Origin of the sequence: Marinobacter sp. EhC06 (genome assembly GCF_001650915.1) — a bacterium.
GTDB lineage: Bacteria > Pseudomonadota > Gammaproteobacteria > Pseudomonadales > Oleiphilaceae > Marinobacter.
Genome location: NZ_LXYO01000001.1, coordinates 255,565 through 282,375, shown reverse-complemented (window position 1 = coordinate 282,375; position 26,811 = coordinate 255,565). Strand labels below are relative to the sequence as shown.

Below are 26,811 nucleotides of genomic sequence, written 5' to 3'. Positions count from 1 at the left end.
TCCCTTCACCCAACTTGAATCATTGATCTCGGGGATCAGGATTGTCCAGAATCGTTTCGGTTTGTGTTGTCCGGAACTGTTCCACGGCTTTACGAACGTTGTCGTCGGAGGTGCCGATAATCTGCGCTGCCAGCAGGCCAGCGTTGGTGGCGCCCGCTTTGCCGATGGCCAGGGTGCCGACGGCGATGCCGCCGGGCATCTGGACGATGGACAGCAACGAATCGAGACCGTTCAGGGCTTTGGACTGAACCGGTACGCCCAGGACCGGCAGGGCGGTTTGTGACGCAACCATGCCCGGCAGGTGCGCTGCGCCGCCGGCGCCCGCAATAATGACTTTCAGACCGCGGTCTGCGGCTGTTTTGGCGTAGTCAAACAGCAGATCCGGGGTGCGATGGGCCGAGACGACTTTGGTTTCATAGGCCACACCGAGTTTTTCGAGCATGTTGGCGGCGTGTTCCATGGTGGGCCAGTCAGATTTGGAGCCCATGATGAGTCCTACAAGCGGCTGCATATGCAACAGTCCTGTGATAATTGGAAAGCCGGCCATTGTATGTTTTGGCTACCTACCATGCAACAAACCTCGGCGGAAGGCGCAGTTGAGAGGCCTTTTCCGGAAACCGCTACGAGCACATCCATGTGCGCTTGACTGAAGCCATCCTTGGCTTCAGACATTTCCGGAAAAGGCCTCTCAACTCCGCCCCGAACGCTCTGGAAGATTCAGCATGAGCGCAGCTTCATTTTTACCTGCGAGTAAGTACAGGTATTATCGGACCTTATTGTTTTAACCGTCCATAGTCAGGAGCTGTAATGGAACCCATCCGTCCAGATGATGATGAGCTGAGGGCTGAACGACCGATTGGTAGTGCCGAGACGAAGAAGCCGGCGGAGAGAAAGTCCAGACCAGCGTCCGGAGGGAAAGGCGAACCGTCGACACCAACGAAGCCTCCCAAAGGCGGCAAGGGCGGTAATGGGGGCAGCGGCGGCAATGGTCGCGGTAGCTCGCCAATGCTTTGGGTACTGCTGATTGTGCTGGCCGTTGCAGCCGGCGCGGGTTGGTACTCCCAGGAACAGCGGGTTCAGGCTCTGGAAGGTCAGCTTGAGGAAGCGGATTACTGGGCCCGGCAGAGCAAGCTGGCGCTGGCCCGGTTTGAGGGTGAGCTTTCGGAGACGGGGGAGAACCTGCAGGAGCGGGGAGCGTCGCTGGAGGACCAACTGGCAGCGAATAAAAAGCGTCTTGATACGGCGGACAGTGAGATCCGGAAGCTTTGGGCGATTGCCAATGAGCGCAACAAGAAGCGTCTGGATGAACAGCAGGAGCGGATTGCTGCGCTGGAATCCGGCCTTGCGGAGGGTAAGAAGTCTATTGGCGCTCTGGAGACGTCGGTAGAGAAGGTTCGGTCGTCGCTTTCAGCGGATATTGCTGCTCTGAAGCAGCAGACGGAGACGTCGATCACAGCACTGCAGGATGCCAACCGGCAGGCAACGGATCAGTTGACGAAACTGAGTCAGCAGCTGGCGGATGTGGATCAGGTCATCGAAAGTCGTATCCGGCGGTTTGAGCAGGAGCAAAAGCTCGGTATCAGTGGCATGGAAGGGCGGATTTCGGCCCTGGAACGGGAGACGGATGAGTTGGCCGGCGATGGCAGGGTTCAGGCACTGAGGAATGATGTGGCCAGCCTCAAGCGAACGGTCGAGTCCATCGATGCTTCCCGTTCACAGCTGACTTCCCGTCTGGTTCGGCTGTCTGAAGAGGTGAATCAGCTGCGGAGTCAGGTCAGCGGGCAGTAACTGGCCCGCAGAGCATTTTGGTCTTAGGCATTTCGGGTTTTGTAACGGTTTGTAGCCATCCCTTGCGGTAGCTCTCATTTCTGGCGATTTGCAGTTGTTATGATCAGGCAACTCGCAATCAGGATGAAGAGTTAACAACAATGAAAACCCGAGTGCCTTCCGTTGTTCCCGTTCTCCGGCCGCTGGTGGTGGTGTTTCTGTTGCTGGCGGTGTCGGGGTGTACGGTTTATCAGTCTATTGGTAAAAGCGTCGGTTCGTTCCTGCACCCGGTTTCCGGCCATGATTTCGTCCACATTGATAATGACAGCTGGGACCGGCGCAACGCCGTGTTGTATTTCTACCGGACCCATTCCCAGTGGGCGGCCGACGAGATCGAAGCTCCCAGTGTCTACATTGACGACACCCACTATTTCAACATCCGCAACGACAGCTTCACCTGGCTGGAGGTAAGTCCAGGAGAGCGCCATATTGCCATGCGCCGGCCGTTGCTGGGGCTGGAGGGGATGAACTCTTTCAGTCTGAGCCTGATCGCCGATGCCACGCTGGAAGTCGAGCCAGGCCAGATCTATTACCTGCGTTATAACGAGCTTTCGGAGCCGGGCCAGCGACATCCGGACCTGGATCCGGATCACCCGCTGACTCAGGGCGACCTCCAACTGGTGACGCGGGAATATGCCATGCAGGCAGAGGAGATCGTTTCCACGCAATTCCTCAACAGTGATCTGTTGGCACCGAACCACGCGGCTACCTCGATTGTGGAAGTGAACGAAGACCAAGATTACGAGCGGCAACTTGTATTGCTGGAAGAGGAGCGGGAGCTTGAAATTGAGCGCTTGCGGGAAGAGGGCAAGTACGAATCCGCTTCCTGGTTCTGGCCATTCGGCGGTGGCCCCACGGTTCCTCTGGAGACAGATCGCAAGATTAAGAAACTGGAGCAGGAATACGCGGAACTGGAGCTGGAGCGTGAGCGGCGGGAAGAAGCAGAATCCGGCGGTGGCTGGTGGATTTTCTGAGTGCTGACTACACTGACGACAGGTGAAAGACTCGGGATATTCGAAAACAATGGCGCTCAAGGATTCTCTCAGACTCAGATTTGAAAAACTGGCAGACGATGTTGTCCCTCAACTTCTCGATAGCTGGGGTGATCTGCAGAAGCGGCTGGATGACCTGAACTGTTCCCTGGCCAACCGGGCCGTGCCAGAGGACAGGCGTAGCCGTGTCAGCGAATTGTCCCTTCAGGAGAAAGCGCAGCAGGCGGGACAGGATCGTCCGGTTGTGCGAGCAGTTAAAGCGGCGGGCAAGGGCTCGCGGTGAAAGTGAATTTGCTCAAAAACCGTACGCTTTTGAATGGCTTGCAGGTTTTTTCAGAAAATTCTTGGAAAATATTTGACACTGCCAGCCAAATGCTTAAAATGCGCCTCTCACTTGGTTGAGACAGCAACGCTGGCCAGCAAGTGAGCGCCTTTGAAAGGCTTGAGAGTGGGTGGTTAGCTCAGCTGGGAGAGCATCGCCCTTACAAGGCGAGGGTCACTGGTTCGATCCCAGTACCACCCACCACTTTCAAATGCATCACCGGATCACCCCATCCGGTTTCAGGTTCGGGCCCTAGGGCCGGAATTGATGCGGAGCGGTAGTTCAGTTGGTTAGAATACCGGCCTGTCACGCCGGGGGTCGCGGGTTCGAGTCCCGTCCGCTCCGCCACTTTTTATTTAAGAAGTATACCCGGGTGGTTAGCTCAGCTGGGAGAGCATCGCCCTTACAAGGCGAGGGTCACTGGTTCGATCCCAGTACCACCCACCAAAATTCCGAAAAAGGGCCGATCCGCAAGGATCGGCCCTTTTTTATTTACCAATCAATGACTGCCCGCAAACCCGCACAACATTCCCATTCACTCCATTGGACGCAGGGCTGCAGTACCAGGCGATGGCTTCGGCCACATCCACCGGTTGTCCACCCTGGGACAGGCTGTTCATCCTGCGACCGGCCTCGCGGATGGTGACCGGCATGGCCGCCGTCATCTGGGTTTCGATAAATCCGGGGGCAATGGCGTTGATGGTCACGCCGTTTTTCAGTTGCCGGGCCATGGCTTCCACATACCCGATTACCCCGCACTTGGCGGTTGAGTAGTTGGTCTGCCCGAAATTACCGGCAATTCCGCTGATGGAAGAAATGCAGACAATGCGTCCGTTTTCTTTCATGAGCTCTCGCTTTGCCAGCTCCTCGTCGATCAACTCCTCCGCGGTCAGGTTCACTGCGATGGTCATGTCCCAGAAGTGCTCCGGCATGTTGCCCAGGGTTTTGTCGCGGGTAATGCCCGCATTGTGAATGACCAGGTCAACCCCGCTGAAATGCTCTTCGATGAAGTCGGCGATCAGCTTTGGTGCTTTGTCGTCGGTAATGTCACAGGCCAGAGCCTTGCCGTTGATGGCGGATGTGACTTTCTTCAGATCCTCCATGGCCGGCGGAATATCCAGCCCGATTACGGTGGCGCCATCCCGTGCCAGAGTCTCTGCAATGGCCGCCCCGATGCCACGGGAGGCGCCTGTGACCAGCGCGACCTTTCCGGTCAATGGGGCGACGGGGTTGGTTGCGGGTGCTGCATTGCTTTTGCCGATCTTGACGACCTGGCCGGATACATAGGCAGAACGGGCAGAGAGGAAGAATCGCACGCTGGAATCCAGCTGGTTCTCTGCTCCGGGCGCCATCCAAAGCAGGTTCGCCGTGGAGCCTTTTTTGCCAATTTCCTTACCTACGCTGCGAACAAATCCTTCGAGGGCCTGTTGTGCAGCGGCCTGGGGCGCTTTTCTGCAGGTGGCGGGGGTCTGGCCAATGACCAGAACGCGAGCGTTACTGCCGAGTTTTTTGATGGTGGGGTGGAAAAAATCGTAAAGGGCCCGGAGGTCGTCCGGCCCTTTCAGGCCGGTGGCGTCGAACACCAGGGCCGAAAATTTATGGTCGATTTCCGACCCCAGATCCAGTGGTCGGGCTTTGTTACCGGCTTTGGATGAGTCTTTCAGGCGGTCGTTGCCGCTGGCGTGGTGCAGTGTGGCGGCACTGGCGCTGAGGGTGCTGCCAATGGTCGCGATGGCTTTGCCGCCGGCTGCCGCACCAATTAGCACGTCGCCTTCAGTAAAGGGCTGGTCGGTCCGTTTGAGGCGTTTCAGGGGGACTGGAGCGGGCAGGCCCAGGGATTGTGCGGCGGTTTTGCCTACCGGGGTGTTTACTATTCTAAGATAGAGGTCAGACATGGGTGGCTTCCTTGTGTTTGCATTCGGGTTGCTGGATGCGAATCGTCCTACAGGGTAAAGAATCGGATAGTTTTTGGATTGACTCAATGCCTGTAGGGTGTTGTCAGGGGTGCCAATGAGGCATTGTCGGTTGTCGCTACACTTGTTTTCAGGTTGGGTGCAGGGAGCAATGGGGTTGGGCTTTCCAAAACACGCCCATGAATACGTCCCTGTAGGGCTCGGTCGCGCCATCCCTGGCGCTCTACGGTTTTGGAAAGCCCAACCCCATTGCTCCTTTGGGCATCGCAGATATCTCATAAAAGGAATGGATTGATCATGGCACAGGCACCGAAAACGACTCAAAAGAAAACCGCCACATCGAAGAAGACCAGTGCTGCGCCTTCGGGTATTCGCCGCGTGGCGGTGCTGGGTGGTAACCGGATTCCGTTTGCGCGTTCCAATACAGCGTACAGCAAGATCAGTAATCAGGAGTTGTTGACGTCGGCGCTGCGTGGGCTGGTGGATCGGTACGGTCTTGAGGGGCAGCGGCTGGGTGAGGTGGCTGCCGGGGCGGTTATCAAGCATTCGCGGGATTTTAATCTGACCCGGGAGGCGGTGATGAGTTGTGGCCTGGCGCCGGAGACGCCGGCGTACGATATCCAGCAGGCCTGTGGCACGGGGCTGGAGGCGGCTATTCTGGTGGCCAACAAGATTGCCCTGGGGCAGATCGAGTGTGGCATAGCCGGAGGAACCGACACCACGTCCGATGCGCCGATTGGCGTGGGTGAGGGGATACGGGAGATTTTGCTGGATCTGAACCGGGCCAAGACCGCAGGCGAGCGGCTGAAGATTCTGGCCAGGTTTCGGCCGGGCCATCTCAAGCCGGAGGTGCCGGAAAACGGCGAGCCCCGCACCGGTATGTCGATGGGCGAGCATGCCCAGGTGACGGCGAAGGAGTGGGATATTGCCCGGGAGGATCAGGATAAGCTGGCCTTTGAGAGCCACCAGAAGCTGGCCAAAGCCTATGAGGAAGGTTTCTTCAACGATTTGCTGACACCAATGGCGGGCCTGGAGAAAGACAATATTCTGCGGCCGGACACCTCTTTGGAGAAACTGGCGACGCTCAAGCCGGTTTTTGATCGGGAGAATGGCACCATGACCGCGGCCAATAGCACGGCGTTGACGGATGGCGCCTCATGCGTGTTGCTGGCCAGTGAGGAATGGGCCAAGGCCAATAATTACGAGGTCAAGGCGTGGTTGACGTTCTCCGAAGTAGCTGCGGTCGATTTCGTGGACAAGAAAGAAGGCCTGCTGATGGCACCTGCCTATGCGGTGCCCCGGATGCTGGAGAAGGCGGGGCTGACCCTTCAGGATTTCGATTTCTATGAAATTCATGAAGCCTTCGCTGCTCAGGTACTCTGTACCCTGAAAGCCTGGGAAGATTCGGCCTTCTGCAAGGACCGCCTGGGTCTGGACAAGCCTCTGGGCAGCATTGACCGCGACAAACTCAACGTCAAAGGCAGCAGCCTGGCGACCGGCCATCCTTTCGCGGCCACCGGTGCCCGCATTGTTGCGACGCTGGCCAAGTTGCTGGAGGAGAAGGGCAGCGGTCGAGGCCTGATTTCCATCTGCGCCGCCGGCGGACAGGGGGTTACTGCGATTCTGGAAAGGTAAGTTTTGGAAAACTGGAACTTTCCTTTGACAGTGTCGGTCACAGCCCTTATCATGCGCGCCACGTTGATCAGGGGTTCCCTGAGAAACAACCAGTTTGATGCGGGGTAGAGCAGTCTGGTAGCTCGTCGGGCTCATAACCCGGAGGTCGTTGGTTCGAATCCAGCCCCCGCTACCAACATGAGAAAAGCCGGCCTAGAGCCGGCTTTTCTCGTTTTTACTCTAGAGATTATCTAGAAGCCCTCGGGCCTCAAAAACCCAGCCAGCCCGGCCTCTTCCAGCAGTCCCGCAAACCCGATCGTGGTCAGATCCATCCCCGGTGCACCAATTACCTGGACATTGAATGGCAGGCCCTCTTTCGTCCGTCCAATGGGTACACATGTCGCGGGCAGGCCCAACAGGGTGGCGAGGGCGATCCAGCAGAACTGGTCCATGTAAGCCCGTGGCTGGCCGGCGACGGTTATTCGGCGTTTGAAGACCGGGTGGGTGTGGTCATGCCGGATGGCGGTGGTTGGTGTTACCGGGGTAAGCAGGACATCCACTTCCTGAAATAACGATTCAATTTCAGCCCGCATTTTCTCGCGCATTTCGCTCCAGGCCATCCACTGGTAGACCGGCTGATTCACGCCTCGTCCGTATTCACCGATAAACGGCGTCATCGGGCCCAGGAACTTGAGCCAGGGTTCCAGTCGGGCGATCCATTTCATCTGCCTGCGCTGGGCGGGTTTCAGGGATGTGCTGAGTAGAGCGCCGAGCAAATTGAAGTAAGCGGGCAGGATGTGCTCGAGGCTCAGTAAAGGATGGCTGGCTTCGGTGACCATTGCGCCCCGTTCAGACAGTGACCTGCCCAGGGCCTGATAGCCCTCGGTCAGCTCCTGCTCTACCGGGCACAGCGGATCCTCCAGCCATAAACCCACTCGAGCCTGGTCGAGGCTTTGAAGTGCTGATGGTGCCATTTGGAGCGTCCAACTGCGCTCTTCCGCTGGCCGGGGCCCGGCAATGACTTTCAGCAGGAGCTCCAGATCCCGGGCGTTACGCGCCATCGGGCCGCCCTCGACCAGGTCCGGTCGGGATTGGGTGCCGGGCGGTCCGGGAATGTGACCGCGAAACGAGACCAGGGAGCGGGTGGGCTTGTGGCCGAAAACGCCACAAAAATGGGCCGGTGTGCGTATGGAGCCTGCCAGGTCGCTGCCCACTTCCAGGGGCGTCATGCCGGCGGCCAGGGCAGCCGCCGCGCCGCCCGAGGAGCCCCCGGGAGTGTGCGCCGGGTTGTGGGGGTTGTTGGTTACCCCGAACAGTTTGTTGTAGCTCTGCAGGTCGGTGGCATAGATGGGCACATTGGTTTTGCCCAGGATAATGGCACCCGCGTCTTCGAGCCTCTGGACAACGTCAGCGTGGTATTCGGGTTTATGGTTTCTGAGGGCCGGTGCGCCTGCAGTGCAGGTCAGGCCCGCCACTTCCCAGGTGTCTTTCAGGGTGAGTGGCAACCCGTGCAGGGGCCCTTTTACCGCGTTGGCTGCACGCTGCTCATCGGCCTGACGGGCACTGGCGAGTGCCCGCTCCTCATCCAGGGTCACAACGGCATTGATGGCCGGATTGTGTTCGCGGATCTGGTTCAACAGGGCAGTGGTCAGAGCCTCGCTCGTCAGGGTACCGGCCTCAAGCTGTGCCAAAAGGTCATGGGCGGATTGGTAGTGCAGTGGCAATTGCGATGCATCCATGGATGTTCTCTTTGTTGTTGGTTTCCTGGAAATCTCGCCGGTTTGTCAGGGCAACTCTGATCGCCAGTGTTTTACGTTTACTTGCCCCTTGATTGCGTCGATGATCTCGATAATCAGATTGATCAGCGCTTCGTTCTGGGCCTCGTCGGCTCTCACTTCACCGGGTGTCGGCAGGAATACGTTGACGATGTCTTCAATGAACGCGTGGTTGGAGGCCGAGGCCAGATCTTCGAGAATCTGGTGTATAACGTGGGCGACGATATCCCCCACAGCCTCTTCCAGGGTTTCCTGAATGGTGGGGCCCACCACCGGCAGATATTTCAGTCGTGATAGTTCGAGATTTTGTTTGAGGGCGTTATCGACCCGGTCCTCCAGATAGCTGCGCAGCGCTCCGCGATTGGGTACATAGCCTTCCTGGGCCGCCTCGGCAACCCGCTTGGAGATCCAGTCGGAGAGCATGTCCCTCCGGGGGTAGAGAATGTCCTCCTGGATCTTGTCGAACAGCGGTGAGCCCCGTTTAACCTCCTGCTGCACGCCGCTCAGCACCTTGAGCACAATGCGGTCCGAAAGCTCTTCCATAAAGGCTTCGTAATAGAAATTCACGAATCGATAGATTTTGGTGCTGGTGATATCGATGATCTTGTACTGGTGCAGGCGGTAGATGATTGAGATTACCCGCAGAATACGGAGGAAGCGCAGGCTTCCTACCGGAATACAGCCCACCAGGTCATACCAGTGTATGAACGGGTAAAAGTACCAGCGGTCATAGACTTTGGCCTTGATGGCGTAGCCCCAGCGAACAAAGAACTCGGTCAGGAAGATGCTGACAAAGATCAGATCGTAAAAGATGAAGCGTTCGTGAATGGGGTGGTAAGCGGACTGGATGGCCGGTGCATGTTCTTTAAGCAGGTTCTGGACGGCGACAAAATTATAGATCGAGTCCCAGATGATGAACGCCAGGTTGATGATCAGCAGCCCCAGCATCAGGAAATCAATGATGAACCAGATAAGCTGGTGGCTGGATTTCAGGTTTTCTCGATTTATCTTCAGCATTCGCCAAGGTCCGGTCTGTTGCTAAGTATCTGACAGGTTAGCTTATTTCGACGCCACAAACGACTCGCCCTGACGCCGCTCAAAGAATGCCGGAGGGCCAACCATGGATTAACTTGACCGTCTACCATTAAACTCCCACGCTTGAACGGAAATCCTTCTTGTTACCACCAACATTGAAATAGCCGGATGCTATCAATCTACCAAGTCGTGAATTCGGGCCGGGTCCGGCTTCTCATCACTTTGCTGTGCTGTCTGCCTGCGTGGGTTGGTGCGCAACAGGTGGTGGTGAACATGGAGGGGGACTATCCGAAGCTGAAATCAAACGCTCAGGCCTTTATTGGTGAAGTTGAAGGTCGCAGCGCCGGAAATCTGAGACGGTATGCCTCCACGGCTGTCGGTCAGGCTCGGGAAGCCTTACGAGCCCTGGGATATTACGGGCCCATGATTGACTGGCGGATTGAAGAGGGCGACTCAGATACAACCGCGACTCTCATCCTGTCCATTACCCCCGGAGAGCCAGTAAAAGTCACGTCCCGGAACGTCCAGATCCGAGGGGCTGCTGCGTCTGATGCAAGGCTTACCTCTGATCTGCCGGCGCATCCGGCAGAAGGCGATATTCTCAATCACGGCGACTACGCTAACCTGAGGGACACCATCCAGAACCGTGCCCGCCGTAGGGGGTATTTCGACGGCAGGTTTGTCACCCGCACTCTGGAAGTGGATCCGACGAAGCGCAGCGCCGAAATTACCCTCATTTATGAGAGCGGTCAGCGATATCAGCTGGGGGAGGTCACTTTTGAAGAAGGGCACTGGTTCGAGATTGAGCTTCTGAGGGATTTTGTCACCTTCGAACCGGGAACGCCCTATCACGCCGACGAAATTGCGCGGCTGAACAAGGATCTTCTGAACAGCGGTTACTTCAGCAATGTTGATGTCAATATCTCACCGGCGGACGCCGAAAATGGGGTCATTCCTGTTCGTGTTGGCCTGTCTCGGCGCGACGCGCGTTCTGTTGCTGCAGGTGTCGGGTTTTCGACTGACGTTGGCCCCAGGTTCCGGGGTACCTGGCGGGAGCACTGGATAAATCCCATGGGCCACAAGCGGGGGGCGGAAACAGAGCTTTCGGTGCCCCGTCAGAATCTGAGCACCTGGTACGAGTTGCCTCTGGATCCTCCCATGACTGATCTGATCCGTCTGACTGCTGGATATCAGCGGGAGGATATCGAAAATGTTGAATCGGAGCTTCTGACCCTGGGCCAGCAGTGGCAGCATGAGCTTGATAATGGCTGGCTCCAGGTTCTTTCATTACGTTGGGAAGGTGAACGGTTCAATATCGGCAACGATGAGAAAGGCACGAGCACACTTCTGCTTCCAGGTGCTGGTTACTCGAAGATTCACGCGGATTCACCCTTGGACCCGTCCCGCGGCTACCGTTTGCAGTTGGATGTTACCGGCTCTCATCGGGCTGTGCTCTCCGATGTGGACATTCTGCACGTAAACGCCCTGGTAAAGGGGCTGTTTACCATTGCCGGCAGGCACCGCTTTGTCGGCCGTTTTCAGGCAGGGGCCGTTGCCACAAATCGGTTCTCAGATGTGCCGCCGTCCCTGCGCTTTTTTGCCGGTGGTGATCAAAGCGTCCGGGGCTACGGTTATGAAACCCTGTCGCCTGAAAACGATAACGGTGTGCCGGTGGGCGGCCGTTTTCTGATGGTGGGAAGCGGTGAGTATCAGTACCAGTTTGCCGATAAATGGCGCGCCGCCGTGTTTGTGGATCATGGTAATGCCATTAACGATCTGAACGATCCCCTGGCAACTGGCGCCGGGATCGGCATTCGCTGGATCAGCCCGGTCGGTCCGCTGCGGCTGGATATTGCCAAAGGGCTGGATAGGGAATTTGGTGGGGACTGGCGGATTCACTTTTCCATGGGGCCCGAGCTTTGACACAGATACCAGAGAGATCGGAAGACAACCACCAGGAACAGCCGGCCAATCCGCGCCGCGTTCGTTTCTGGCTGCTTGTGTGTCTGGGAATATTGTTCCTCGTACCTGTACTGTTGCTGGCGGCTGTTTTGTTGGCCCTGCGGTCCGAGGCTGGAACCGCCTGGGTGATTGAGCAGGTGCCGGGACTGCAGGTTGAGAATGACCGTGGCTCGCTGTTTGGGCAGTGGCAAGCTGACCGCCTGCAATGGCGTGGCTACGGGGTTGAAGTAATCGTTGTATCTCCACTAGTGGACTGGTCGCCTTCCTGCCTGTTCAGAAAGCAGCTGTGTGTTGACAGTCTGAAGGCAGAGACGCTCGAGGTCACCCAGTTGCCCCCGGCCGACAAATCCGGGGCTGGGGGCGCCATCACGCTGCCGGGTGTGGACCTTCCGCTGTCCCTGAATATCAGCGGCGTCCGGATGGGGCCTTTCACCTTCAATGGCAACAGGATCTGGGACCGGTTTGAGCTGGATGCCGGTGGATCCGGCGCTGACTGGACCATTGAGCGCGCCTGGTATCAGTTGGGCGATTACACGGTCTCTGCCGACGGCCGAATAGAAACCCGACGCGACTGGCCCATCAATCTGAAGATCGTGGCAGATATTCCACCACCCTATGGTGACAAGTGGGCTCTGGACGCGACACTCTCAGGCAGCGTGCGAGATCTGATGGTAGCGGCCACCAGCCGTGGCTACCTGAATGCCGAACTTGCGGGGGAAGTCGAACCGCTGGATCCAACCTTGCCGGCAAGACTTAGGATAACCTCGGATCAGTTCCGGGCTGTTGAGGCGCTGCCGGAGACCCTGGTGCTCAACGACTGGTCTGTGGAAGCCCGTGGCAGCTTGCAGAAAGGTTTTCGCACCCAGGGCCAGGCGAGGTTGCCCGGCACAACGGGGCCGGTGAACCTGGCGCTGGAGGGCCTCGTGACCACGCAGGCGGCTGAGAACATCCGTATTGAACTGGCCACTGATGGGAAGAATGGCGGCGAACGGGATACCGTGGTGGCCAACGGACGTGTGGCATGGAGCCAGGGCCTGGACGCCAGCGCGGATGTCCGCTTGCGCGGGTTTCCCTGGTACACACTGGTCCCGGACCTTGAGCCGCCGATAGTTGCGCTTCGGTCGCTGGATGGCACCATTTCCTGGCGGGAGAGAAGCTACCACGCGGAGCTCGAAGCCGGTGTTGATGGCCCTCAGGGTCGTGCCGAGCTGTCGACCACTGTCGATGGTGACACCCAGCAAACGACACTGACCGATCTGAGCGTCAGCACCGGCGCCGGGTCGCTTACCGGGAAGGGATCGGTGAACTTTTCCGGGCCGCTATCCTGGCAGGCGGCTCTGACCCTTCAGAATTTCAACCCGGGTTACTGGGTGCCCCTTCTTGAAGCCAGCCTGAGTGGAGATGTGACGACCGAAGGGCAGGTCGGGGATGGCCCCATACCTGCCATGAACGCCAACTGGAACCTTGAGGGTGAATGGCGTGCCAAACCTGCGTCGCTCAAAGGTCGCCTTGATACTTCATCCGGTAGCTGGGAGTTGTCCGGGCTGAGTCTGGCCATTGGCGACAACCGGGTGGAGGGAAGTGGCACCTGGGGCAATCTGTTGCAGGGTGATCTGGTTTTGAACCTGCCCGATCCGGAGATCGTCCTGCCCGGTCTGAGTGGCAATCTGGATGCGACGCTGGTGGCAGAGGGAACGCCGGAGCGACCATTGGGAGAACTGAAGGCGAGTGCTCAAAACCTCGCCTGGCAGGATCAGCTGAGTATTGAAACACTGAGCCTGGAGGCCGAGCTGGAAGACGGGCTAAGGCTTGCAAGCCGATTGCAGGCCGAGAACCTCGGAGGTTTTGGTCAGGAGCTTGAAACGCTGACGCTCCAGGCGAACGGCACGCAGGGACGGCACACATTGAACTTGAGCGCTGAGCATTCCGACGCAGACCTGGAGCTGGCGCTTCAGGGTGGGGCTGGTGCTGAATGGAAAACCTGGCAGGGCCAGCTTTTACGCGGTCTGATAAATCTTCCGGAACAGTCCCAGCGATGGCAACTGGAGTCACCAGCGACACTGGCCTATGGAGCCGACGGTGAGTTGACCTTTGGTAACCATTGCTGGCGGTGGCAGCAGAGCACTGTTTGCGCCGACGATCAGACATTGCTGCCTGTACCCAATATTGCCTACCGAATTGACCGGTTCCCGACGTTGGCCCTGGCACCCTTGTTGCCGGAAACCGTGCGATGGAACGCGCGGTTAAACGGCGAGGTCGACTTTACAACCATGGCTGAAGGCCCGGACGGTCGTATTTATCTTGATGCCGGTGATGGCGAATTTCAGCTGCTGGTAGACGGTGAATGGGAATCGTTAGTCTATGATGCCCTGACCACGGAGGTTACGTTCAAGCCAGAACAGGCCGATGTTGCTGTTCGTCTCTCCGGCCCCGAATTGGGCAGGTTTTCTCTGGATATGGGATTGGACCCGAACTCAGAAAGTCGCAACGTCGAGGGTTCTTTCAGCCTGGAAGGGTTGGATATCGCACTTGCAGGTCTGCTGTCCGGGCTTGATGAGGTCGCGGGTCGGGTGAACGGCCAGGGTAAGCTTTCGGGTCCCTTGATGAAACCGGCCGTGACCGGCGAATTGCACCTGGTGGATGGCCGGGTTTCAGATCCCCGTTTGCCGGTGCCCATCGAAGAGATGATTGCCAGTATTCAATTCTCGGGCTATTCGGCACAGATCAGCGGCAGAATCCAGAGCAATGCCCGGAGTCAGACCATTGTCGATGGCGAGGTTGATTGGCAGCAGGCGCCGAAGGGAAAAATCACAATCTCCGGGAAGCGGGTGCCGTTCAATGTGGAACCCTATGCCCAGCTTGAGGTGGAGCCGGATCTGACCCTTGTCTTCAGTGAAGGAGCGCTGGAGATAGCCGGGCAGATTGCAGTCCCGAGAGGGGACATTGAAATAAAGGGCTTGCCTGAGCAGGCCGTGTCGGTTTCTGAAGACGAAGTCATCGTGGGTGTTGAACGGGAGGAACCCGTGGTCCGTTCACTCAACATGGATGTGAATGTCGTGGTGGGTGAAGATCAGGTGACTTTTTCGGCCTTCGGGGTGACCGGCGATCTCGAGGGCTCCCTCCGGATCAGCAACGATATGGACACCCGGGGAACGCTCCAGCTGGTCAATGGCCAGTATGAGGCCTATGGACAGGAGCTCGAACTCAGGCGTGCCAGGCTGCTGTTTGTTGGTAACCTGGCTCAACCCTACCTCGATATCGAAGCAGTGCGGCGGGTGGATACCGTGGTTGCCGGTATCCGTCTGACTGGCCCGGTGCAATCGCCGGAGACTGAGGTGTTCTCCAATCCTGATATGCCACAGACTGATGCGCTTTCCTACGTGATTCTTGGCAGGCCTCCCCAGAGCCAGGGTGACGAAGGCCAGATGAGCCGGGCTGCGCTTTCACTGGGGCTGACCCAGGCCAGCAAGGTGACCGGGCAGATTGGTGAGGAGTTCGGGATTCGCCAACTCACCCTCGAGGCGGAGGGGTCGGGTGATCAGACTTCGGTGGTAGCCAGCGGCTACCTGACCGACGAGCTGAGCGTGCGCTATGGTGTCGGCATCTTCGAGCCGATCACGACCGTTGCCCTGCGCTACGATCTGGGCCGGTACTTTTACCTGGAGGCTGCCAGCGGGCTGGCGGCCTCCCTGGATATTTTCTACACCCGGGATTTCTGACCTCAGTCCAGTTCGAAGGTCGCACTCACCGAGGCACGGATCTCGCGCTCGCCCACGCTTGAAACCGTATCTGACATTGATTTGGCTTCCGACATCATCAACGGCACCGGCCGATGCCCGCCATTAATGTTGATGGTGACTACATCGCCGCAGGTCTGGTCGAGCCGGCTGGCTACAAATCTGCATCTGGCCTGCGCGTCGGCAATGGCTCTGGCCAATGCTTCCTGTTCCATACCGGTTTCATCCGAGTGGAAGAACTGATGGGGCCCAAGCTGGTAATCCAGACCCACGTCCTGGGCTTCCCGGATCAGCGGGTTTAACAGGCTCAGATCATTGATGCTGAAGCTTATGGTCTGTGAGGCTACCGCCTGTTTTTCTGGTTCCTCGCCGCGCTCCTGCGCAGGCAGCGTGCGGGTGTACAGGTTGACCGTTGCGTCGGAATAATCGTTGAGTTGATCCCGGTAGTCGGTAATGCCCTCACGCCACTGCGCCATCAGTGCAGCCACCCGCTCGGTAGCCTTCTGGGGAAGGGCGTGCTCGGCACTGGCAGTAAACTGCAGCCGGGCGCTGTCGGGCTCATAGCGAACACTGCCCTCGCCGGTCAGTGTGACCTCGCCCGCCAGGGCTGCAGCCGGCAACGTGAGTGCCAGGGAAAGAAGAAAACAGGATTGTCGGTTTAAACGGGGCTTGGGGTTCCGTCCATTCATGGTTTTTCCTCCTCTGGAAACAGTTAGATTATCAGGCATCGCCGGTTTGCGGCTCCAGGCGGGCCAGTTTGAATCGGCGGGCGGCATCCACGAACTGGCCAAAGATGCGCCGGTGCCCACCATGGTAGAGCAGATATTCAGGATGCCACTGTATACCTGTCAGCCACTGGCCTCCTGTGCTTTCAATGGCCTGTACGAAAAGGTCATTATCCACGGCGGTCACACGCAGATTCCGGCCCAGGCGCTTGATTGTCTGGCTGTGAATCCGGTTGGCGCCGATCACCGGCGAGCGCATCGCTTGTTCAAGCCGGCTGTGCGTGACCAGACGCACGGTTTGCAGGGGCAATAGCAACGGGCGATGTCGGGTATTGAACCTCAGCGGTGTCACGTTCTGGCACAGCGACCCGCCATGAAAAACGTTGATGAACTGTGCACCGCGGCAAATCCCGAGCACGGGAATACCAATGGCCTCAGCCTGCTCAAGCAGCGACTGATCGGTTGCATCCCGTTTGCGGTCATAGTGAGCGGTAACCCGGGGTTCCTGGCCGTATCGCTCTGGATGGACATGGGTGCCGCCGGAGAGTACCAGGCCATCCAGCATGGCTACGGCTACCCGTGATCCGGGACGAATGTAATGGGTACGGGCGCCGTGAAGACGCAGTCCAAGGCTGATCAGACGATGGGCCAGGCTTTTGCGGGCGGGGCCGCTGATGCCGATGGTCAGGCCGGGAACCTCAAGCTCCTGTTCCGAATGCTGTTCAGACATACCCGTTCTTGGCCAGCCAGTCTTCGGTAGTTTCCTGCCAGCTGTGGGTCAGGTTATGCAGGTTGAGTTTCCGCCGCTCCCGGAACAGTCGCCGCATGTCGGCCAGGTCGTCCGGATTGTTGGCCAGTTGCTCCAGTACGGTCCAATCGTTCCACACGGTGGAAAAATGCCAGTCAGGATTATCGATGTCGCAATCCGGCAAGCGGTAGTGCAGGGTTGGCCGGCTCTTGATCCTCGGGTCCTGAACATGGCGTTCAAGGCGCTCCCTGTCCAGATGGGCGAAGAGCGGGAGCAGATCAAGCGCACGGTTGCGGGTTGGATTGAACTCCAGGTAGTCCTCCATCAGCTCGCCGAGATTTGGCTGGTAGTTATCTTCCATCAGAAGCTCGGTGTAGCGACCATGCCAGGGTTCGATGTAGGTCGTGAATTTGCGGCTGACATCCAGTTGATGCCGGTGCTTGAGCCAGTCGTACAGCGCAGCAAACGCCTGAAAGTAGCGGACCAATGTCTCCGGGCTGAGATCCGGCAGTTCCGGGTTCAGCTGCAGTCCGAAGGCAAAATAGATGGCATCCCGGCTGCCCAGCGCACCGGCCTTCCTGAGGTCGTCAACGAGAGATTCGATGGCATCCAGGCTGGAAAATGGCAGGGGTGGACTGATGATTTCCAGGGGCACAACACGCTCTGCGGCCGCATCAATCACATCCATCGCCTGGCCACCCAGTTCCCTGATCGATTCAGGAAGTCGCCCATCGGTCAGATCCAGATCCTTGATAGGGTCGGAATCAAGCTCCACCGTGAATTCGCCGAGTTCTGTCTGCAGTGCTGTCACGTACCGTGACTGGAGTACCGGGGTACCTTTCAATAGTTTGGCGGCCAATGTGACCAGCTCATCGTAGCCCAGGCCGGATAGCTCGATCTCGACGCCAACCCGGCGTTCCTTCCCTTCGTTTGTCTTCAGGATGTCAGGCATCCTGCAGGCACTGGCTTGGGTCATGGTGCTCCCTGATTCGTGAGGACTCGTGCGTTAACCATATCACAGGGCTGGAGATCATCATCGTTAAGCGAATGCAAGAAAATCATGGGCCTGACTTTACACTGGATAAAACACTGTATATAGTCAGTTTACTGTATAAAAAAACAGGGCGCCCGGTGCGGTTTTTCCGGAAAGCGAATTCCGGCCCAGGCCCCGATATAGCGGAGTAGCTTGATGAAGCTGACAGCAAGGCAGTCACAGGTACTGGATATCATACGCCGATACGTCGATGAGACCGGCTATCCGCCAACTCGCGCTGAAATCGCGGCGGAACTGGGTTTCCGTTCGGCCAATGCAGCAGAGGAGCATCTTCGCGCGCTGGCTCGTAAAGGGGCCATCGAGATGGTGCCCGGGGCCAGCCGCGGTATCCGTCTGCCTGAGGCTGAAGAAGATCTGGGTTTGCCGGTTATCGGGCAGGTTGCGGCCGGTAGTCCGATCCTCGCCCAGGAGCACATTGAGGATCACTGCACTCTCCGGCCTGAGTTCTTCTCGCCCTCGGCAGACTACCTGTTGCGGGTTCGGGGCATGAGCATGAAGGATATTGGCATTCTTGATGGCGACTTGCTGGCGGTGCACAGCACACAGGATGTTCACAATGGCCAGGTGGTCGTTGCCCGGGTTGGCGATGAGGTCACGGTAAAGCGTTTCCGTAAGGAAGGCTCGAAAGTCTACCTGATTGCCGAGAACGAAGAATTCGAACCCATCGAAGTAGACCTGACAGAGCAGGAATTGTTCATCGAAGGTCTGGGTGTCGGTGTTATCCGCCGCTCTGATCTGCACTGATCAGTCCGGATAGCCTCAGATAGATTGAAAACGGGTGAATTATGGAACAAATGAGCTTTAATCAGAATCTGGCCTACAATCCTAATGCTCTGTCCTGTTCAGTGCCGGCAACCGCCGCCCGCGAGCGACGTTCTGTCATTCGCGCCCGACGTTCTCCGGAACCCACCGAAGCCAAGGTCGCCGGCAACGTAACGGAAATTATCCTGCCGGAGGGCCAGGTAGAAAACTTCCAGCTGCTGTTGCCCATGCTGACCCAACTGAACCAGGAAAAGCGTTGGCTGGCCTGGATCGACCCGCCTCAGGCATTGGTCAGCAAGTGGCAAAAAATGCATGGAATCGTGGCTGGCGAGTTGCTGGTGCTTCGTTCAACACCGGACTATCCAGCTCAGGAGCTGGCCGAGCGAGCCCTCAGCGCGGGTACGTGCCATGCGGTGGTCATGTGGACCCGTAAACTGGGTCGAGCTGCCCTGGAATCCCTGCAAAAAGCTTCTGCCGAAGGCAGCAGCCACGGGGTCGTTCTCAGGCAGCGTTAGTCGCTCAGTGGAGAGTGTAGGAGGGCTGGGCGTCTGAAGCGTCCAAATCGTCATCTTCCCAGTCGATATCGTGGGCAACATTGCCCACAGCCTCAATGCCTGCGGCGATCATTGCTTTGGCGACGGACATATCACGGTCTTCCATCATTTCCCGGGCTTCTTCCGAGAAAGAGATCTTTACCAGCGGCGCACTGTCATCATCAATGCGGCGCAGGGCGTAATCGCCGTTGGTCAGTTGCACGATTTCAAAAAACGATGGTGACATTCAGTAAACCTTCAAGTTAATACGATCTGGAAAGCAGGCGATTGGAGTGATTTACCACTCGCTGTGCTGGTCTTCCAGATCGTCGGCAAAATGTTTGACGGCATTCAGTGTTTTCAGCAACGCCGTCGCGGATCGATCCGGGCCGGAATCGGCGGACACCGCAATGATGTTCTCCGCGCTGACGGTTTTTTTGGTCGCCGGTGGTCGGCTCTGTGAGCGTTCCAGTTGTTCCATGTGGTTCCACCAGCTTCCCGAGCGCTGTTCCAGCTCTCTCAGCCGACCTATTTCATTCGGTTCCGGTCCGATCAGAGAGGCCAGTTCATCCAGAGTTGCAGGTTCTTCGGACTTTTTCTGGTACAACCTGGCGATCATCACCAGCAATAATTTCCGGGACCTGAGGAGGAGTTCAATCGCTCCTTGAATCGCTGCCTCCCGACGCAAGGCCTGTTCTGCTTCGTTAGGAGATTGCCCTTCAGCCTCGACGGTTGGCCGGTCCAGTTGCCCCAGCAGGGTGCGGGCGAGAAAGAGTTTTTGCGAAACCAGTGAGTGCCATTGCGAGGCCATGGAATACCTTCAATCCCCCAGCGCGGGTTTAACCCCGGAAAATTAATTCGCCACTATACCATTTTCGGTGGCAAATTTCTTCAACTGTCTGTGAAGACAGGTTTCACAATAAAATACAAACATTCACTTGAAACGACCGTTTGAATTTGGCAAAAAGGCGCCCGGCTGTGCGAGTTCTGATCGTTGCGGCTACCCAACAGCATGAATTTCTGGAGGTGTAAGGGATGCGAAGCCACATCGTTGCAGGTGTCGCCCTGGTTTTTCTCGGTTTTTCCGGACAGGCTCTGTCCAAAGTCACGACCGCCGAAGCCGAGCGGCTGGGTGGCGACCTCACGCCGGTTGGAGCCGAGAGGGAAGGCAACCGTTCAGGCAGCATTCCAGAGTGGACGGGAGGTCTTGCCACACCTCCGGCGGGCTGGCGCAAGGGCCAGGTTGAAATAGATCCCTTTCCGGGAGATGAGGCCCTCTTTGTCATAACCTCCGACAATCTTGACCTGTACCGGGACAAGCTCTCAGATGGCCATATCGCGATGCTGGAAAAGTATGGGCCTGACTTCTTCATGCCTGTTTACCAGACTCGCCGCACGGCGGCGTTTCCGGAGCATGTCTATGACAAGTTTCGTGAGAATGCGCTGACAGCACAGTTGCTGGATAACGGTAACGGCGTCCGCGACACCATCATGACCAGCCCGTTCCCAATCCCAAAAGACGGCCTGGAAGTCATCTGGAACCACATCCTGCGTTACCGGGGCGAAGAGATTTCCCTGCGCAGTGCATCTGCGACGCCCCAGAGGGATGGCTCCTACAACCCGGTGATCAATGATTACGACTACTTTTTTGCGTACAGCCAGAAAGGAGCGGAACTGGCGGAAATCGATAACAAGATTTTCTACCTGAAGACAGACACCATTGCGCCGTCGTCGCTGGCTGGCACCATTACGCTGGTCCACGAAACCCTTGATCAGGTGCGGTCGCCGCGTCTGGCCTGGCGGTATGATTCCGGCTCCCGCCGGCTCCGCAGATCGCCGAACCTGGCCTACGAGACCGACCTGCCGAATTCATCGTCACTGCGTTCGGTAGACCAGAAAGATATGTACAACGGTGCGCCTAACCAGTACGACTGGGAACTGAAAGGCAAGCGAGAGCTGTTCGTACCCTACAATGCCTACAAACTGCACGGTCCTCAGGTGGAAGCCGATGACGTGATTCGTCCGGGCCATATCAATCAGGAGCTGACCCGGTATGAGCTTCATCGGGTGTGGGTGGTGGAAGCGAAACGTCGGACTGGTATCAGCCACATCTATGATCGGCGCGTGTTCTACGTGGATGAAGATAGCTGGCAGATTCTGGCCTCCGAGGAATACGATGCGGACGGAAACCTGTGGCGTGTGTCCGAGGCCCACAACATCAGCTATTACAGTGAGCCGGTTTTCTGGACTACCATGGAGATGACCTACGACCTGAAGGCGGAGCGTTACTACATTGATGGGTTGGATGATGGTTTCCCGGCGTATGATTTCAGTCCCGGGTTCCGGGGCAGTGAATTTACTGCCTCAGCCGCCCGTCGTGCTGCCCGCCGTTGATTCCCAAGGAGACCGACATGGCAGACCCGCAAACTCACCTCGATCATCTCGACCAGTTGATGGCCGATCTTGGTCGTGCTCTCGCAGACAAAGACTGGGAAACGATGACCAGTCTCAACGAGAAGGTGAAGCCGGCAGTCGAGCCCCTGATGGCTGCCCTGGAGGCGGGAGAGGTCGAGGCGGAGCCGGTGAGGCTCCGCTTGCAGGAGTTGCAGCAGTTTATTGACGCAGCGGATGAATCTGCCCGAATTGCCCGCAGGGAAGCGGAAGATGGTCTCAAGGGAGTAAACCGGAATCGGAGCGCAGCAAAGGCCTATCAGAACGTCTCTTCGAATCGACCAAAATAGCGTCATAAAATTGACTCTGTCGTCCTTACAGTCTTAAATACCGCACAAATCCCTCAAGAGATTCGGTTGAATGTCTAAAAATAACAAAGTGCTGGTGCTGAGCGAGGATGATTCAAGATTGCGGGACATGGTCACCATTCTTGAGTTCATCGGCGAGGAGCAGGTCCTTGCCGGCGATGAAGCCAGGGCACTTTTGAACAGCGGCGACGAGGATAGGCTTTCAGATGTCGCAGTCGCGGTGGTGAACGGAGAGGATCCTGGCGCCACCGAGGCCATTACGGTTGTGAGCAATGCGGTTCAGGGAGTTCCGTTGCTGGTTGTTGGGCATCCTGAACTCAAGGGCCTGTCCGTTGATGCCAGCGCGCGCATCATTGCGCGCATGGAATGGCCGCTCAATTACACCAAGTTTGTTGATTCCCTCTACCGGGCCCAGATTTACCGGGACCAGTTCAGCCGTTCCCGGGAGCGCGGCCAGCAGCGCGGTCTTCAGCTCTTTCGCAGCCTTGTGGGAACCAGCCGAAAAGTCCAGCAGGTACGCCAGCTGATGGAGCAGGTGGCGGACAAGGACGTCAGCGTTCTTATTACCGGTGAGTCCGGTACCGGCAAGGAAGTTGTCGCCCGCAACCTGCATTACCATTCTTCCCGGCGGGACAAACCATTCGTTCCGGTCAATTGTGGCGCCATTCCGGCGGAGCTTCTGGAAAGCGAGCTGTTCGGCCATGAAAAAGGCGCCTTCACCGGTGCCATCACGGCCAGGGTAGGGCGCTTCGAGATGGCCGAGGGTGGCACTCTGTTTCTGGATGAGATCGGCGACATGCCGCTCAACATGCAGGTGAAGATTCTTCGGGTTTTGCAGGAGCGTACCTTCGAGCGGGTGGGTAGTAATCGGACCCAGTCGGCGGATGTTCGGGTCATTGCCGCCACTCACAAGCATCTGGAAGACATGATCGAGTCCGGAGATTTCCGGGAAGATCTGTATTACCGCCTGAACGTGTTCCCCATCGAGATGCCCGCTTTGCGTGATCGGGTGGAAGACATTCCTCTGCTGATCAACGAGCTTATTTCCCGGATGGAAAAAGAGAAGCGGGGCTCGCTGCGGATGAATTCGGCGGCGATCATGAGCCTGTGTCGCCATGACTGGCCCGGCAACGTGCGTGAATTGGCCAATCTGGTCGAACGCCTGTCGATCATGCATCCCTACAGTGTGATTGGCGTACAGGAGTTGCCCAAAAAATTCCGTTACGTTGATGACTATGATGAGAACCGTCCGGTTGAGGACACCGGGATGCCTTCCGGTATTCCCGGTCTGGTGGGTCTGGATGCCCCGGCGTTGCTGCCGGTGAACGGTATCGACCTCAAGGATTACCTCTCCAACCTTGAAAAGCAGCTGATCCAGCAGGCACTCGACGAAGCCGGCGGTGTAGTGGCGAGAGCCGCCGAGAAGCTGCGGATCCGTCGCACCACTCTGGTAGAGAAGGTTCGCAAGTACGGGCTACGGGAAGAGGAATCTGAGGAATCCTGAGCTGGATCTTCCAGATTCTGAAGCACATTAAACGGCGTCAAAGGTTCGTAACCTGAGGCGCCGTATCCATTTCTGACCGACGTAAAATTGTCATCCCTCTCTTTCTGGATTCTCTTTCCTGCTGAAATATATAGAAAAAATGAAGTTGGCACGGTGCTGGCTTAACGACCTGCAAACGAAGTATCCGAACTATTGGGTCCGAACTGAAGGGCCGATCGGGGAGTCAGGTTATGAGTCAGGCACAGTTTGTTCTTCAGTCCGGCGCTGGCGGCGCGAAAGCCAACGCCAACGCTGCGGCGGATGTAAACGACAAGGTTACGGCCCTGTTTCCGGAGCAGGACGACGCGGCGGTGGATTCCGCCCTGGAACTGTTCAACCGGATGTCGCGACAGATTACTGACTCGTACCGAACCCTTGAGTCGCGGGTTAACCAGCTCTCCGGCGAACTGAACCAGGAATCGCTTCAGCGCCAGCAGGAGCTTGAAGAGAAAGAGCAGTTGGCAGACCGCCTGTCTACGTTGCTGAACGCACTGCCTGCCGGCGTTGTCGTTCTGGATAGCCAGGGCGTGGTGACGCAGACGAATCCGGCGGCCATTGCGCTTCTGGGAGAACCCCTGGATGGCGCCCGATGGGTGGATGTCATCCATCGCTGTTTCGCGCCCCGGCGCGACGACGGCCACGAAGTATCTCTGAAAGATGGTCGCAGGGTCAGCATTGAGATCCGGACCATGGAAAACCAGCCCGGCCAGTTGATTCTGCTGACCGACCTGACAGAAACCCGGCATCTTCAGGCGCAGTTGGCACACGCCCAGCGCCTGTCTGCCATGGGTAAGATGGTCGCATCCCTGGCTCACCAGATTCGCACCCCGCTGTCTGCCGCTATCCTTTATGGCGGTCACCTTAGCCAGGAAGATCTCGACGAGGAAATGCGACAGCGCTGTGCTTCTCGTTTGATGTCTCGCCTGACCCACCTCGAGCAGCAAGTGCGGGATATGCTGATTTTCGCCCGGGGCGAAACCCGGCTGGCGGAGGAGCTGTCTGCCGGCAAGCTGGTTTCGGCGCTGGCTTCAGCGGTGGAAGGGTTGAAGCCGGCTCCCGGGGCAGAAGTGAGGCTCCAGAATGAAATCTCCAGCGACTGTCGTCTCATGTGCAACCGGGACGCCCTCGTAGGCGCCTGTACCAATCTTGTAAATAACAGTCTTGAAGCCGGCGCGACCCATGTTGCTGTTCGGGTAACCGAAGAAACCGGCGAGCTGGTCATTCGCGTTGTGGATAACGGGCCGGGCTTCGAGTCCTCGGACGCGGCGCGGTTAACAGAAGCATTTTACACAACCAAGTCCCATGGCACGGGGCTCGGTCTTGCGGTAGTGCAAGCCGTCATCAAGGCGCATCAGGGGCGGTTTTCTATTGAGTCGCCGGACCAGGGCGGCGCCATCGCTACCTTGCGGCTACCGCAATTACGTAACAGAAACTGATCGGAGGCAACCATGGCTAAGGCCCAGATTCTGATTGTTGAGGACGACCATGACCTGCGGGAAGCGCTGGTAACCACCCTTGAACTGGCAAAATTTCGGGTGCGGGAAGCGTCGAATGCCAGCGAAGCGCTTGAGCGACTGGCAGAGTCCCCGGTGGATATGGTGGTCAGCGATGTCAACATGCCGGGTCTGTCAGGACATCAGTTGCTGGCTGAGGTACAGCGGCTGTATCCGGGGCTGCCAATGATGCTGATCACGGCCTATGGCCAGATCAGCGATGCGGTCTCTGCCATGCAGGCCGGAGCCATCGACTACCTTGTCAAGCCGTTCGAGCCAAGGTTCCTGGTGGATGCTGTCAGCAAGATTGTTGGCGGCGGACGTGAAAAAGCCAGCGATGAGCCAGTGGCCGAGGATCCGATCAGCAAGCGCATGTTCCAGCTGGCGACCAAAGTGGCCGGCAGCGACTCGACGGTCATGATCTCCGGTGAGAGCGGAACCGGTAAAGAAGTGCTTGCCCGTTTTATTCACCAGCAGTCACCCCGGGCTGATCAGCCGTTCGTGGCCATCAACTGTGCGGCGATCCCGGAGAATATGCTGGAGGCCATTCTGTTCGGTCACGAGAAAGGCGCCTTTACCGGTGCCGTTGCCTCTTCGCCGGGCAAATTCGAGCAGGCCAACGGCGGCACCATTCTTCTGGACGAGATTTCGGAGATGGATCTGGGGCTCCAGTCCAAGCTGTTGCGGGTTTTGCAGGAACGGGAAGTGGAGCGGGTTGGCGGTCGCAAGACCATCAGTCTGGATGTCCGGGTGGTGGCGACCACTAACCGGGATCTGGCGGATTACGTTCGCGAAGGCAAATTCCGGGAAGACCTTTACTATCGCCTGACGGTGTTTCCGATGCACTGGCAGCCGCTGCGGGAGCGTCCGCTGGATATCATGCCGCTGGCCACGTCGCTGCTTAAAAAGCATTGCCGAAAAATGAAGCTGACCGGTATTACCTTTGGCCAGGACGCAAAAAGCGCGTTGATGAATCATCAATGGCCGGGGAATGTCCGGGAGCTGGATAACGCCATTCAGCGAGCCCTGGTACTGCACCAGGGCAATGTCATTCACTCGGGCGATTTGTGTCTGGAGCTGGGCATCACCGGCCGACCGGACCTTCGCAGCGCGGAGCCGGCTTCGCCACCCGCAATCGGTGGCAACACCGCGGACGCGGCGGGCATTTCAGACTCCGGTATTTCCACCTACGATCAGCCGCCTCATGGGCACGTAGATGAGCCTGAAGGCGCGGTTTCGCTGGGAGATGATCTGAGGCAGCAGGAATTCCGTATTATTATCCAGACACTTCGGAAAGAGCGTGGGCGTCGCAATCGGGCCGCAGAGCAGCTGGGGATCAGCCCCCGGACATTGCGTTACAAGCTGGCCCAGATGCGCGACGCCGGAATCGATCTGGACGCCGAAATGGCCTTGGTCTGACCCCCTGCAAGACGAACTCCTTCATTGGCACCCCTCGGGGTGCCATTTTTTATGTCGTCAAAAGTCCGTCAGTGATTTCTTCCGGATCAGGAGGAAGTTTTCTAACTGTATGATATTTAATATTAAAAACTACTTGGCCTGCCAATTGCTTTACCGGGACTAACAGCACCCCAAGAGCAATGCCGTCCCGGGGAGGGCGGAGCCAGGAGAGAGTTATGGTTCAACGCGCCGACATTAACAGTGTTTTGTCCGATATCCGGTCCCTGCGTTCCCAGATGATGCAGAACCAGCGGGTCGAACAGGATCAATCGGTTCGTGGCCGCATAGACGGCCCTCGCCAGGTTCAGGAAACTCAGGAGACGCCCAGCTTTAATGACATGCTGAGCAATGCTGTGAACAACGTGAACGACCTCCAGAAAACCGCGGGGGATCTACGAACCGCATACGATATGGGCGACCCGAACGTGGACATTACTCGTGTGATGATTGCCGCCCAGAAATCCTCTGTCTCCTTCGAAGCACTGACCCAGGTACGTAACCGGGTGGTTCGGGCCTACGAAGACATTATGAACATGCCGATCTGATAACGGAGCAGAGT

General features: G+C 57.6%; 23 protein-coding genes and 4 tRNA genes. 18 read left to right on the top strand and 9 right to left on the bottom strand.

Features of this window, described 5'->3' with window-relative positions; genetic code table 11:
* Positions 1 to 19: 19 nt before the first annotated feature.
* Positions 20 to 511 carry a 5-(carboxyamino)imidazole ribonucleotide mutase gene (gene purE, locus A8B84_RS01265; protein WP_064228772.1) on the bottom strand — a complete coding sequence of 164 codons (492 nt, stop codon included), beginning with the start codon at positions 509 to 511 and terminating at the stop codon, positions 20 to 22.
* A gap of 296 nt (positions 512 to 807) precedes the next feature.
* Between purE and A8B84_RS01260 the strand changes: the two genes are divergently transcribed.
* The 6 genes from A8B84_RS01260 to A8B84_RS01235 all read left to right on the top strand — a co-directional run bounded on the left by A8B84_RS01260 (position 808) and on the right by A8B84_RS01235 (position 3,588).
* Positions 808 to 1,788: a hypothetical protein gene (locus tag A8B84_RS01260; RefSeq protein ID WP_064228773.1), complete on the top strand. Its 981-nt coding sequence runs from the start codon at positions 808 to 810 to the stop codon at positions 1,786 to 1,788.
* Positions 1,789 to 1,928: 140 nt separating this feature from the next.
* Positions 1,929 to 2,801 (top strand): DUF2846 domain-containing protein, encoded by an 873-nt coding sequence (locus tag A8B84_RS01255; RefSeq protein WP_064228774.1) that lies wholly within the window; start codon positions 1,929 to 1,931, stop codon positions 2,799 to 2,801.
* A 49-nt stretch (positions 2,802 to 2,850) separates the two neighbouring features.
* The gene (locus A8B84_RS01250) at positions 2,851 to 3,102 is read left to right on the top strand and encodes a hypothetical protein (protein ID WP_064228775.1); all 252 of its coding nucleotides are present in this window, start codon (positions 2,851 to 2,853) and stop codon (positions 3,100 to 3,102) included.
* Between the two features lie 167 nt (positions 3,103 to 3,269).
* A tRNA-Val gene (locus A8B84_RS01245) sits at positions 3,270 to 3,345 on the top strand.
* Positions 3,346 to 3,412: 67 nt separating this feature from the next.
* Positions 3,413 to 3,489: transfer RNA gene (locus A8B84_RS01240), tRNA-Asp, on the top strand.
* 23 nt (positions 3,490 to 3,512) lie between these two features.
* A tRNA-Val gene (locus A8B84_RS01235) sits at positions 3,513 to 3,588 on the top strand.
* A 41-nt stretch (positions 3,589 to 3,629) separates the two neighbouring features.
* On the opposite strand, the gene A8B84_RS01230 is transcribed toward A8B84_RS01235, so the two are convergent.
* Positions 3,630 to 5,036 carry a 3-oxoacyl-ACP reductase gene (locus tag A8B84_RS01230; RefSeq protein ID WP_064228776.1) on the bottom strand — a complete coding sequence of 469 codons (1,407 nt, stop codon included), beginning with the start codon at positions 5,034 to 5,036 and terminating at the stop codon, positions 3,630 to 3,632.
* A 315-nt stretch (positions 5,037 to 5,351) separates the two neighbouring features.
* Between A8B84_RS01230 and A8B84_RS01225 the strand changes: the two genes are divergently transcribed.
* Positions 5,352 to 6,689: an acetyl-CoA C-acetyltransferase gene (locus A8B84_RS01225; RefSeq protein ID WP_227512762.1), complete on the top strand. Its 1,338-nt coding sequence runs from the start codon at positions 5,352 to 5,354 to the stop codon at positions 6,687 to 6,689.
* 98 nt (positions 6,690 to 6,787) lie between these two features.
* Positions 6,788 to 6,864: transfer RNA gene (locus A8B84_RS01220), tRNA-Met, on the top strand.
* 55 nt (positions 6,865 to 6,919) lie between these two features.
* On the opposite strand, the gene A8B84_RS01215 is transcribed toward A8B84_RS01220, so the two are convergent.
* Both A8B84_RS01215 and A8B84_RS01210 read right to left on the bottom strand, forming a co-directional pair.
* On the bottom strand, positions 6,920 to 8,407 hold the full coding sequence (locus tag A8B84_RS01215) for an amidase (RefSeq protein WP_064228777.1): 1,488 nt from the start codon (positions 8,405 to 8,407) through the stop codon (positions 6,920 to 6,922).
* Positions 8,408 to 8,452: 45 nt separating this feature from the next.
* On the bottom strand, positions 8,453 to 9,460 hold the full coding sequence (locus A8B84_RS01210) for a hypothetical protein (RefSeq protein WP_064228778.1): 1,008 nt from the start codon (positions 9,458 to 9,460) through the stop codon (positions 8,453 to 8,455).
* A gap of 186 nt (positions 9,461 to 9,646) precedes the next feature.
* Between A8B84_RS01210 and A8B84_RS01205 the strand changes: the two genes are divergently transcribed.
* Complete coding sequence (locus tag A8B84_RS01205; protein WP_201257842.1) at positions 9,647 to 11,401, top strand: autotransporter assembly complex protein TamA; 1,755 nt, start codon at positions 9,647 to 9,649, stop codon at positions 11,399 to 11,401.
* Positions 11,398 to 15,159 (top strand): translocation/assembly module TamB domain-containing protein, encoded by a 3,762-nt coding sequence (locus A8B84_RS01200; RefSeq protein ID WP_227512763.1) that lies wholly within the window; start codon positions 11,398 to 11,400, stop codon positions 15,157 to 15,159. Before A8B84_RS01205 ends, A8B84_RS01200 begins: the two co-directional genes overlap by 4 nt.
* Positions 15,160 to 15,161: 2 nt before the next feature.
* On the opposite strand, the gene A8B84_RS01195 is transcribed toward A8B84_RS01200, so the two are convergent.
* From A8B84_RS01195 to A8B84_RS01185, 3 genes are read right to left on the bottom strand one after another with little or no spacing between them, the layout of a single operon-like run.
* Complete coding sequence (locus tag A8B84_RS01195) at positions 15,162 to 15,866, bottom strand: SIMPL domain-containing protein (protein WP_064228779.1); 705 nt, start codon at positions 15,864 to 15,866, stop codon at positions 15,162 to 15,164.
* A gap of 31 nt (positions 15,867 to 15,897) precedes the next feature.
* Entirely contained in the window at positions 15,898 to 16,632 is a 735-nt protein-coding gene (locus A8B84_RS01190; protein WP_064228780.1) for a gamma-glutamyl-gamma-aminobutyrate hydrolase family protein, read from the bottom strand.
* A complete protein-coding gene (locus A8B84_RS01185) occupies positions 16,625 to 17,626 on the bottom strand; it encodes an amidoligase family protein (RefSeq protein ID WP_064228781.1) in 1,002 nt (333 codons plus the stop codon). The genes A8B84_RS01190 and A8B84_RS01185 overlap by 8 nt, the downstream gene beginning before the upstream one ends.
* Positions 17,627 to 17,836: 210 nt before the next feature.
* Here A8B84_RS01185 and lexA point away from each other — a divergent pair, with 210 nt between their 5' ends.
* The gene (gene lexA / locus A8B84_RS01180) at positions 17,837 to 18,448 is read left to right on the top strand and encodes a transcriptional repressor LexA (RefSeq protein ID WP_192875727.1); all 612 of its coding nucleotides are present in this window, start codon (positions 17,837 to 17,839) and stop codon (positions 18,446 to 18,448) included.
* 41 nt (positions 18,449 to 18,489) lie between these two features.
* Entirely contained in the window at positions 18,490 to 18,981 is a 492-nt protein-coding gene (locus tag A8B84_RS01175) for a cell division inhibitor SulA (protein ID WP_064228783.1), read from the top strand.
* 4 nt (positions 18,982 to 18,985) lie between these two features.
* On the opposite strand, the gene A8B84_RS01170 is transcribed toward A8B84_RS01175, so the two are convergent.
* Complete coding sequence (locus A8B84_RS01170; RefSeq protein ID WP_064228784.1) at positions 18,986 to 19,246, bottom strand: hypothetical protein; 261 nt, start codon at positions 19,244 to 19,246, stop codon at positions 18,986 to 18,988.
* Between the two features lie 51 nt (positions 19,247 to 19,297).
* Positions 19,298 to 19,810: a DUF6586 family protein gene (locus tag A8B84_RS01165; RefSeq protein ID WP_064228785.1), complete on the bottom strand. Its 513-nt coding sequence runs from the start codon at positions 19,808 to 19,810 to the stop codon at positions 19,298 to 19,300.
* A 224-nt stretch (positions 19,811 to 20,034) separates the two neighbouring features.
* Here A8B84_RS01165 and A8B84_RS01160 point away from each other — a divergent pair, with 224 nt between their 5' ends.
* From A8B84_RS01160 to fliE, 6 genes are all read left to right on the top strand, one after another.
* Positions 20,035 to 21,393 carry a DUF1329 domain-containing protein gene (locus tag A8B84_RS01160; RefSeq protein ID WP_064228786.1) on the top strand — a complete coding sequence of 453 codons (1,359 nt, stop codon included), beginning with the start codon at positions 20,035 to 20,037 and terminating at the stop codon, positions 21,391 to 21,393.
* 17 nt (positions 21,394 to 21,410) lie between these two features.
* Positions 21,411 to 21,740 carry a hypothetical protein gene (locus tag A8B84_RS01155; protein ID WP_064228787.1) on the top strand — a complete coding sequence of 110 codons (330 nt, stop codon included), beginning with the start codon at positions 21,411 to 21,413 and terminating at the stop codon, positions 21,738 to 21,740.
* Positions 21,741 to 21,810: 70 nt separating this feature from the next.
* Positions 21,811 to 23,262, top strand: a complete 1,452-nt coding sequence (locus tag A8B84_RS01150) for a sigma-54 dependent transcriptional regulator (protein ID WP_064228788.1) — start codon at positions 21,811 to 21,813, stop codon at positions 23,260 to 23,262.
* A 230-nt stretch (positions 23,263 to 23,492) separates the two neighbouring features.
* Complete coding sequence (locus A8B84_RS01145) at positions 23,493 to 24,737, top strand: sensor histidine kinase (protein ID WP_064228789.1); 1,245 nt, start codon at positions 23,493 to 23,495, stop codon at positions 24,735 to 24,737.
* A gap of 12 nt (positions 24,738 to 24,749) precedes the next feature.
* Positions 24,750 to 26,213 (top strand): sigma-54-dependent transcriptional regulator, encoded by a 1,464-nt coding sequence (locus A8B84_RS01140; RefSeq protein ID WP_064228790.1) that lies wholly within the window; start codon positions 24,750 to 24,752, stop codon positions 26,211 to 26,213.
* A 215-nt stretch (positions 26,214 to 26,428) separates the two neighbouring features.
* Positions 26,429 to 26,797, top strand: a complete 369-nt coding sequence (gene fliE, locus A8B84_RS01135) for a flagellar hook-basal body complex protein FliE (RefSeq protein WP_008173058.1) — start codon at positions 26,429 to 26,431, stop codon at positions 26,795 to 26,797.
* Positions 26,798 to 26,811: the final 14 nt, after the last annotated feature.

Coding starts and splice junctions, on each gene's coding strand:
- purE (WP_064228772.1), bottom strand. CDS start 511: ATGCAGCCGCTTGTAGGACTCATCATGGGCTCCAAATCTGACTGGCCC.
- A8B84_RS01260 (WP_064228773.1), top strand. CDS start 808: ATGGAACCCATCCGTCCAGATGATGATGAGCTGAGGGCTGAACGACCG.
- A8B84_RS01255 (WP_064228774.1), top strand. CDS start 1,929: ATGAAAACCCGAGTGCCTTCCGTTGTTCCCGTTCTCCGGCCGCTGGTG.
- A8B84_RS01250 (WP_064228775.1), top strand. CDS start 2,851: ATGGCGCTCAAGGATTCTCTCAGACTCAGATTTGAAAAACTGGCAGAC.
- A8B84_RS01230 (WP_064228776.1), bottom strand. CDS start 5,036: ATGTCTGACCTCTATCTTAGAATAGTAAACACCCCGGTAGGCAAAACC.
- A8B84_RS01225 (WP_227512762.1), top strand. CDS start 5,352: ATGGCACAGGCACCGAAAACGACTCAAAAGAAAACCGCCACATCGAAG.
- A8B84_RS01215 (WP_064228777.1), bottom strand. CDS start 8,407: ATGGATGCATCGCAATTGCCACTGCACTACCAATCCGCCCATGACCTT.
- A8B84_RS01210 (WP_064228778.1), bottom strand. CDS start 9,460: ATGCTGAAGATAAATCGAGAAAACCTGAAATCCAGCCACCAGCTTATC.
- A8B84_RS01205 (WP_201257842.1), top strand. CDS start 9,647: ATGCTATCAATCTACCAAGTCGTGAATTCGGGCCGGGTCCGGCTTCTC.
- A8B84_RS01195 (WP_064228779.1), bottom strand. CDS start 15,866: ATGAATGGACGGAACCCCAAGCCCCGTTTAAACCGACAATCCTGTTTT.
- A8B84_RS01190 (WP_064228780.1), bottom strand. CDS start 16,632: ATGTCTGAACAGCATTCGGAACAGGAGCTTGAGGTTCCCGGCCTGACC.
- A8B84_RS01185 (WP_064228781.1), bottom strand. CDS start 17,626: ATGACCCAAGCCAGTGCCTGCAGGATGCCTGACATCCTGAAGACAAAC.
- A8B84_RS01175 (WP_064228783.1), top strand. CDS start 18,490: ATGGAACAAATGAGCTTTAATCAGAATCTGGCCTACAATCCTAATGCT.
- A8B84_RS01170 (WP_064228784.1), bottom strand. CDS start 19,246: ATGTCACCATCGTTTTTTGAAATCGTGCAACTGACCAACGGCGATTAC.
- A8B84_RS01165 (WP_064228785.1), bottom strand. CDS start 19,810: ATGGCCTCGCAATGGCACTCACTGGTTTCGCAAAAACTCTTTCTCGCC.
- A8B84_RS01160 (WP_064228786.1), top strand. CDS start 20,035: ATGCGAAGCCACATCGTTGCAGGTGTCGCCCTGGTTTTTCTCGGTTTT.
- A8B84_RS01155 (WP_064228787.1), top strand. CDS start 21,411: ATGGCAGACCCGCAAACTCACCTCGATCATCTCGACCAGTTGATGGCC.
- A8B84_RS01150 (WP_064228788.1), top strand. CDS start 21,811: ATGTCTAAAAATAACAAAGTGCTGGTGCTGAGCGAGGATGATTCAAGA.
- A8B84_RS01145 (WP_064228789.1), top strand. CDS start 23,493: ATGAGTCAGGCACAGTTTGTTCTTCAGTCCGGCGCTGGCGGCGCGAAA.
- A8B84_RS01140 (WP_064228790.1), top strand. CDS start 24,750: ATGGCTAAGGCCCAGATTCTGATTGTTGAGGACGACCATGACCTGCGG.
- fliE (WP_008173058.1), top strand. CDS start 26,429: ATGGTTCAACGCGCCGACATTAACAGTGTTTTGTCCGATATCCGGTCC.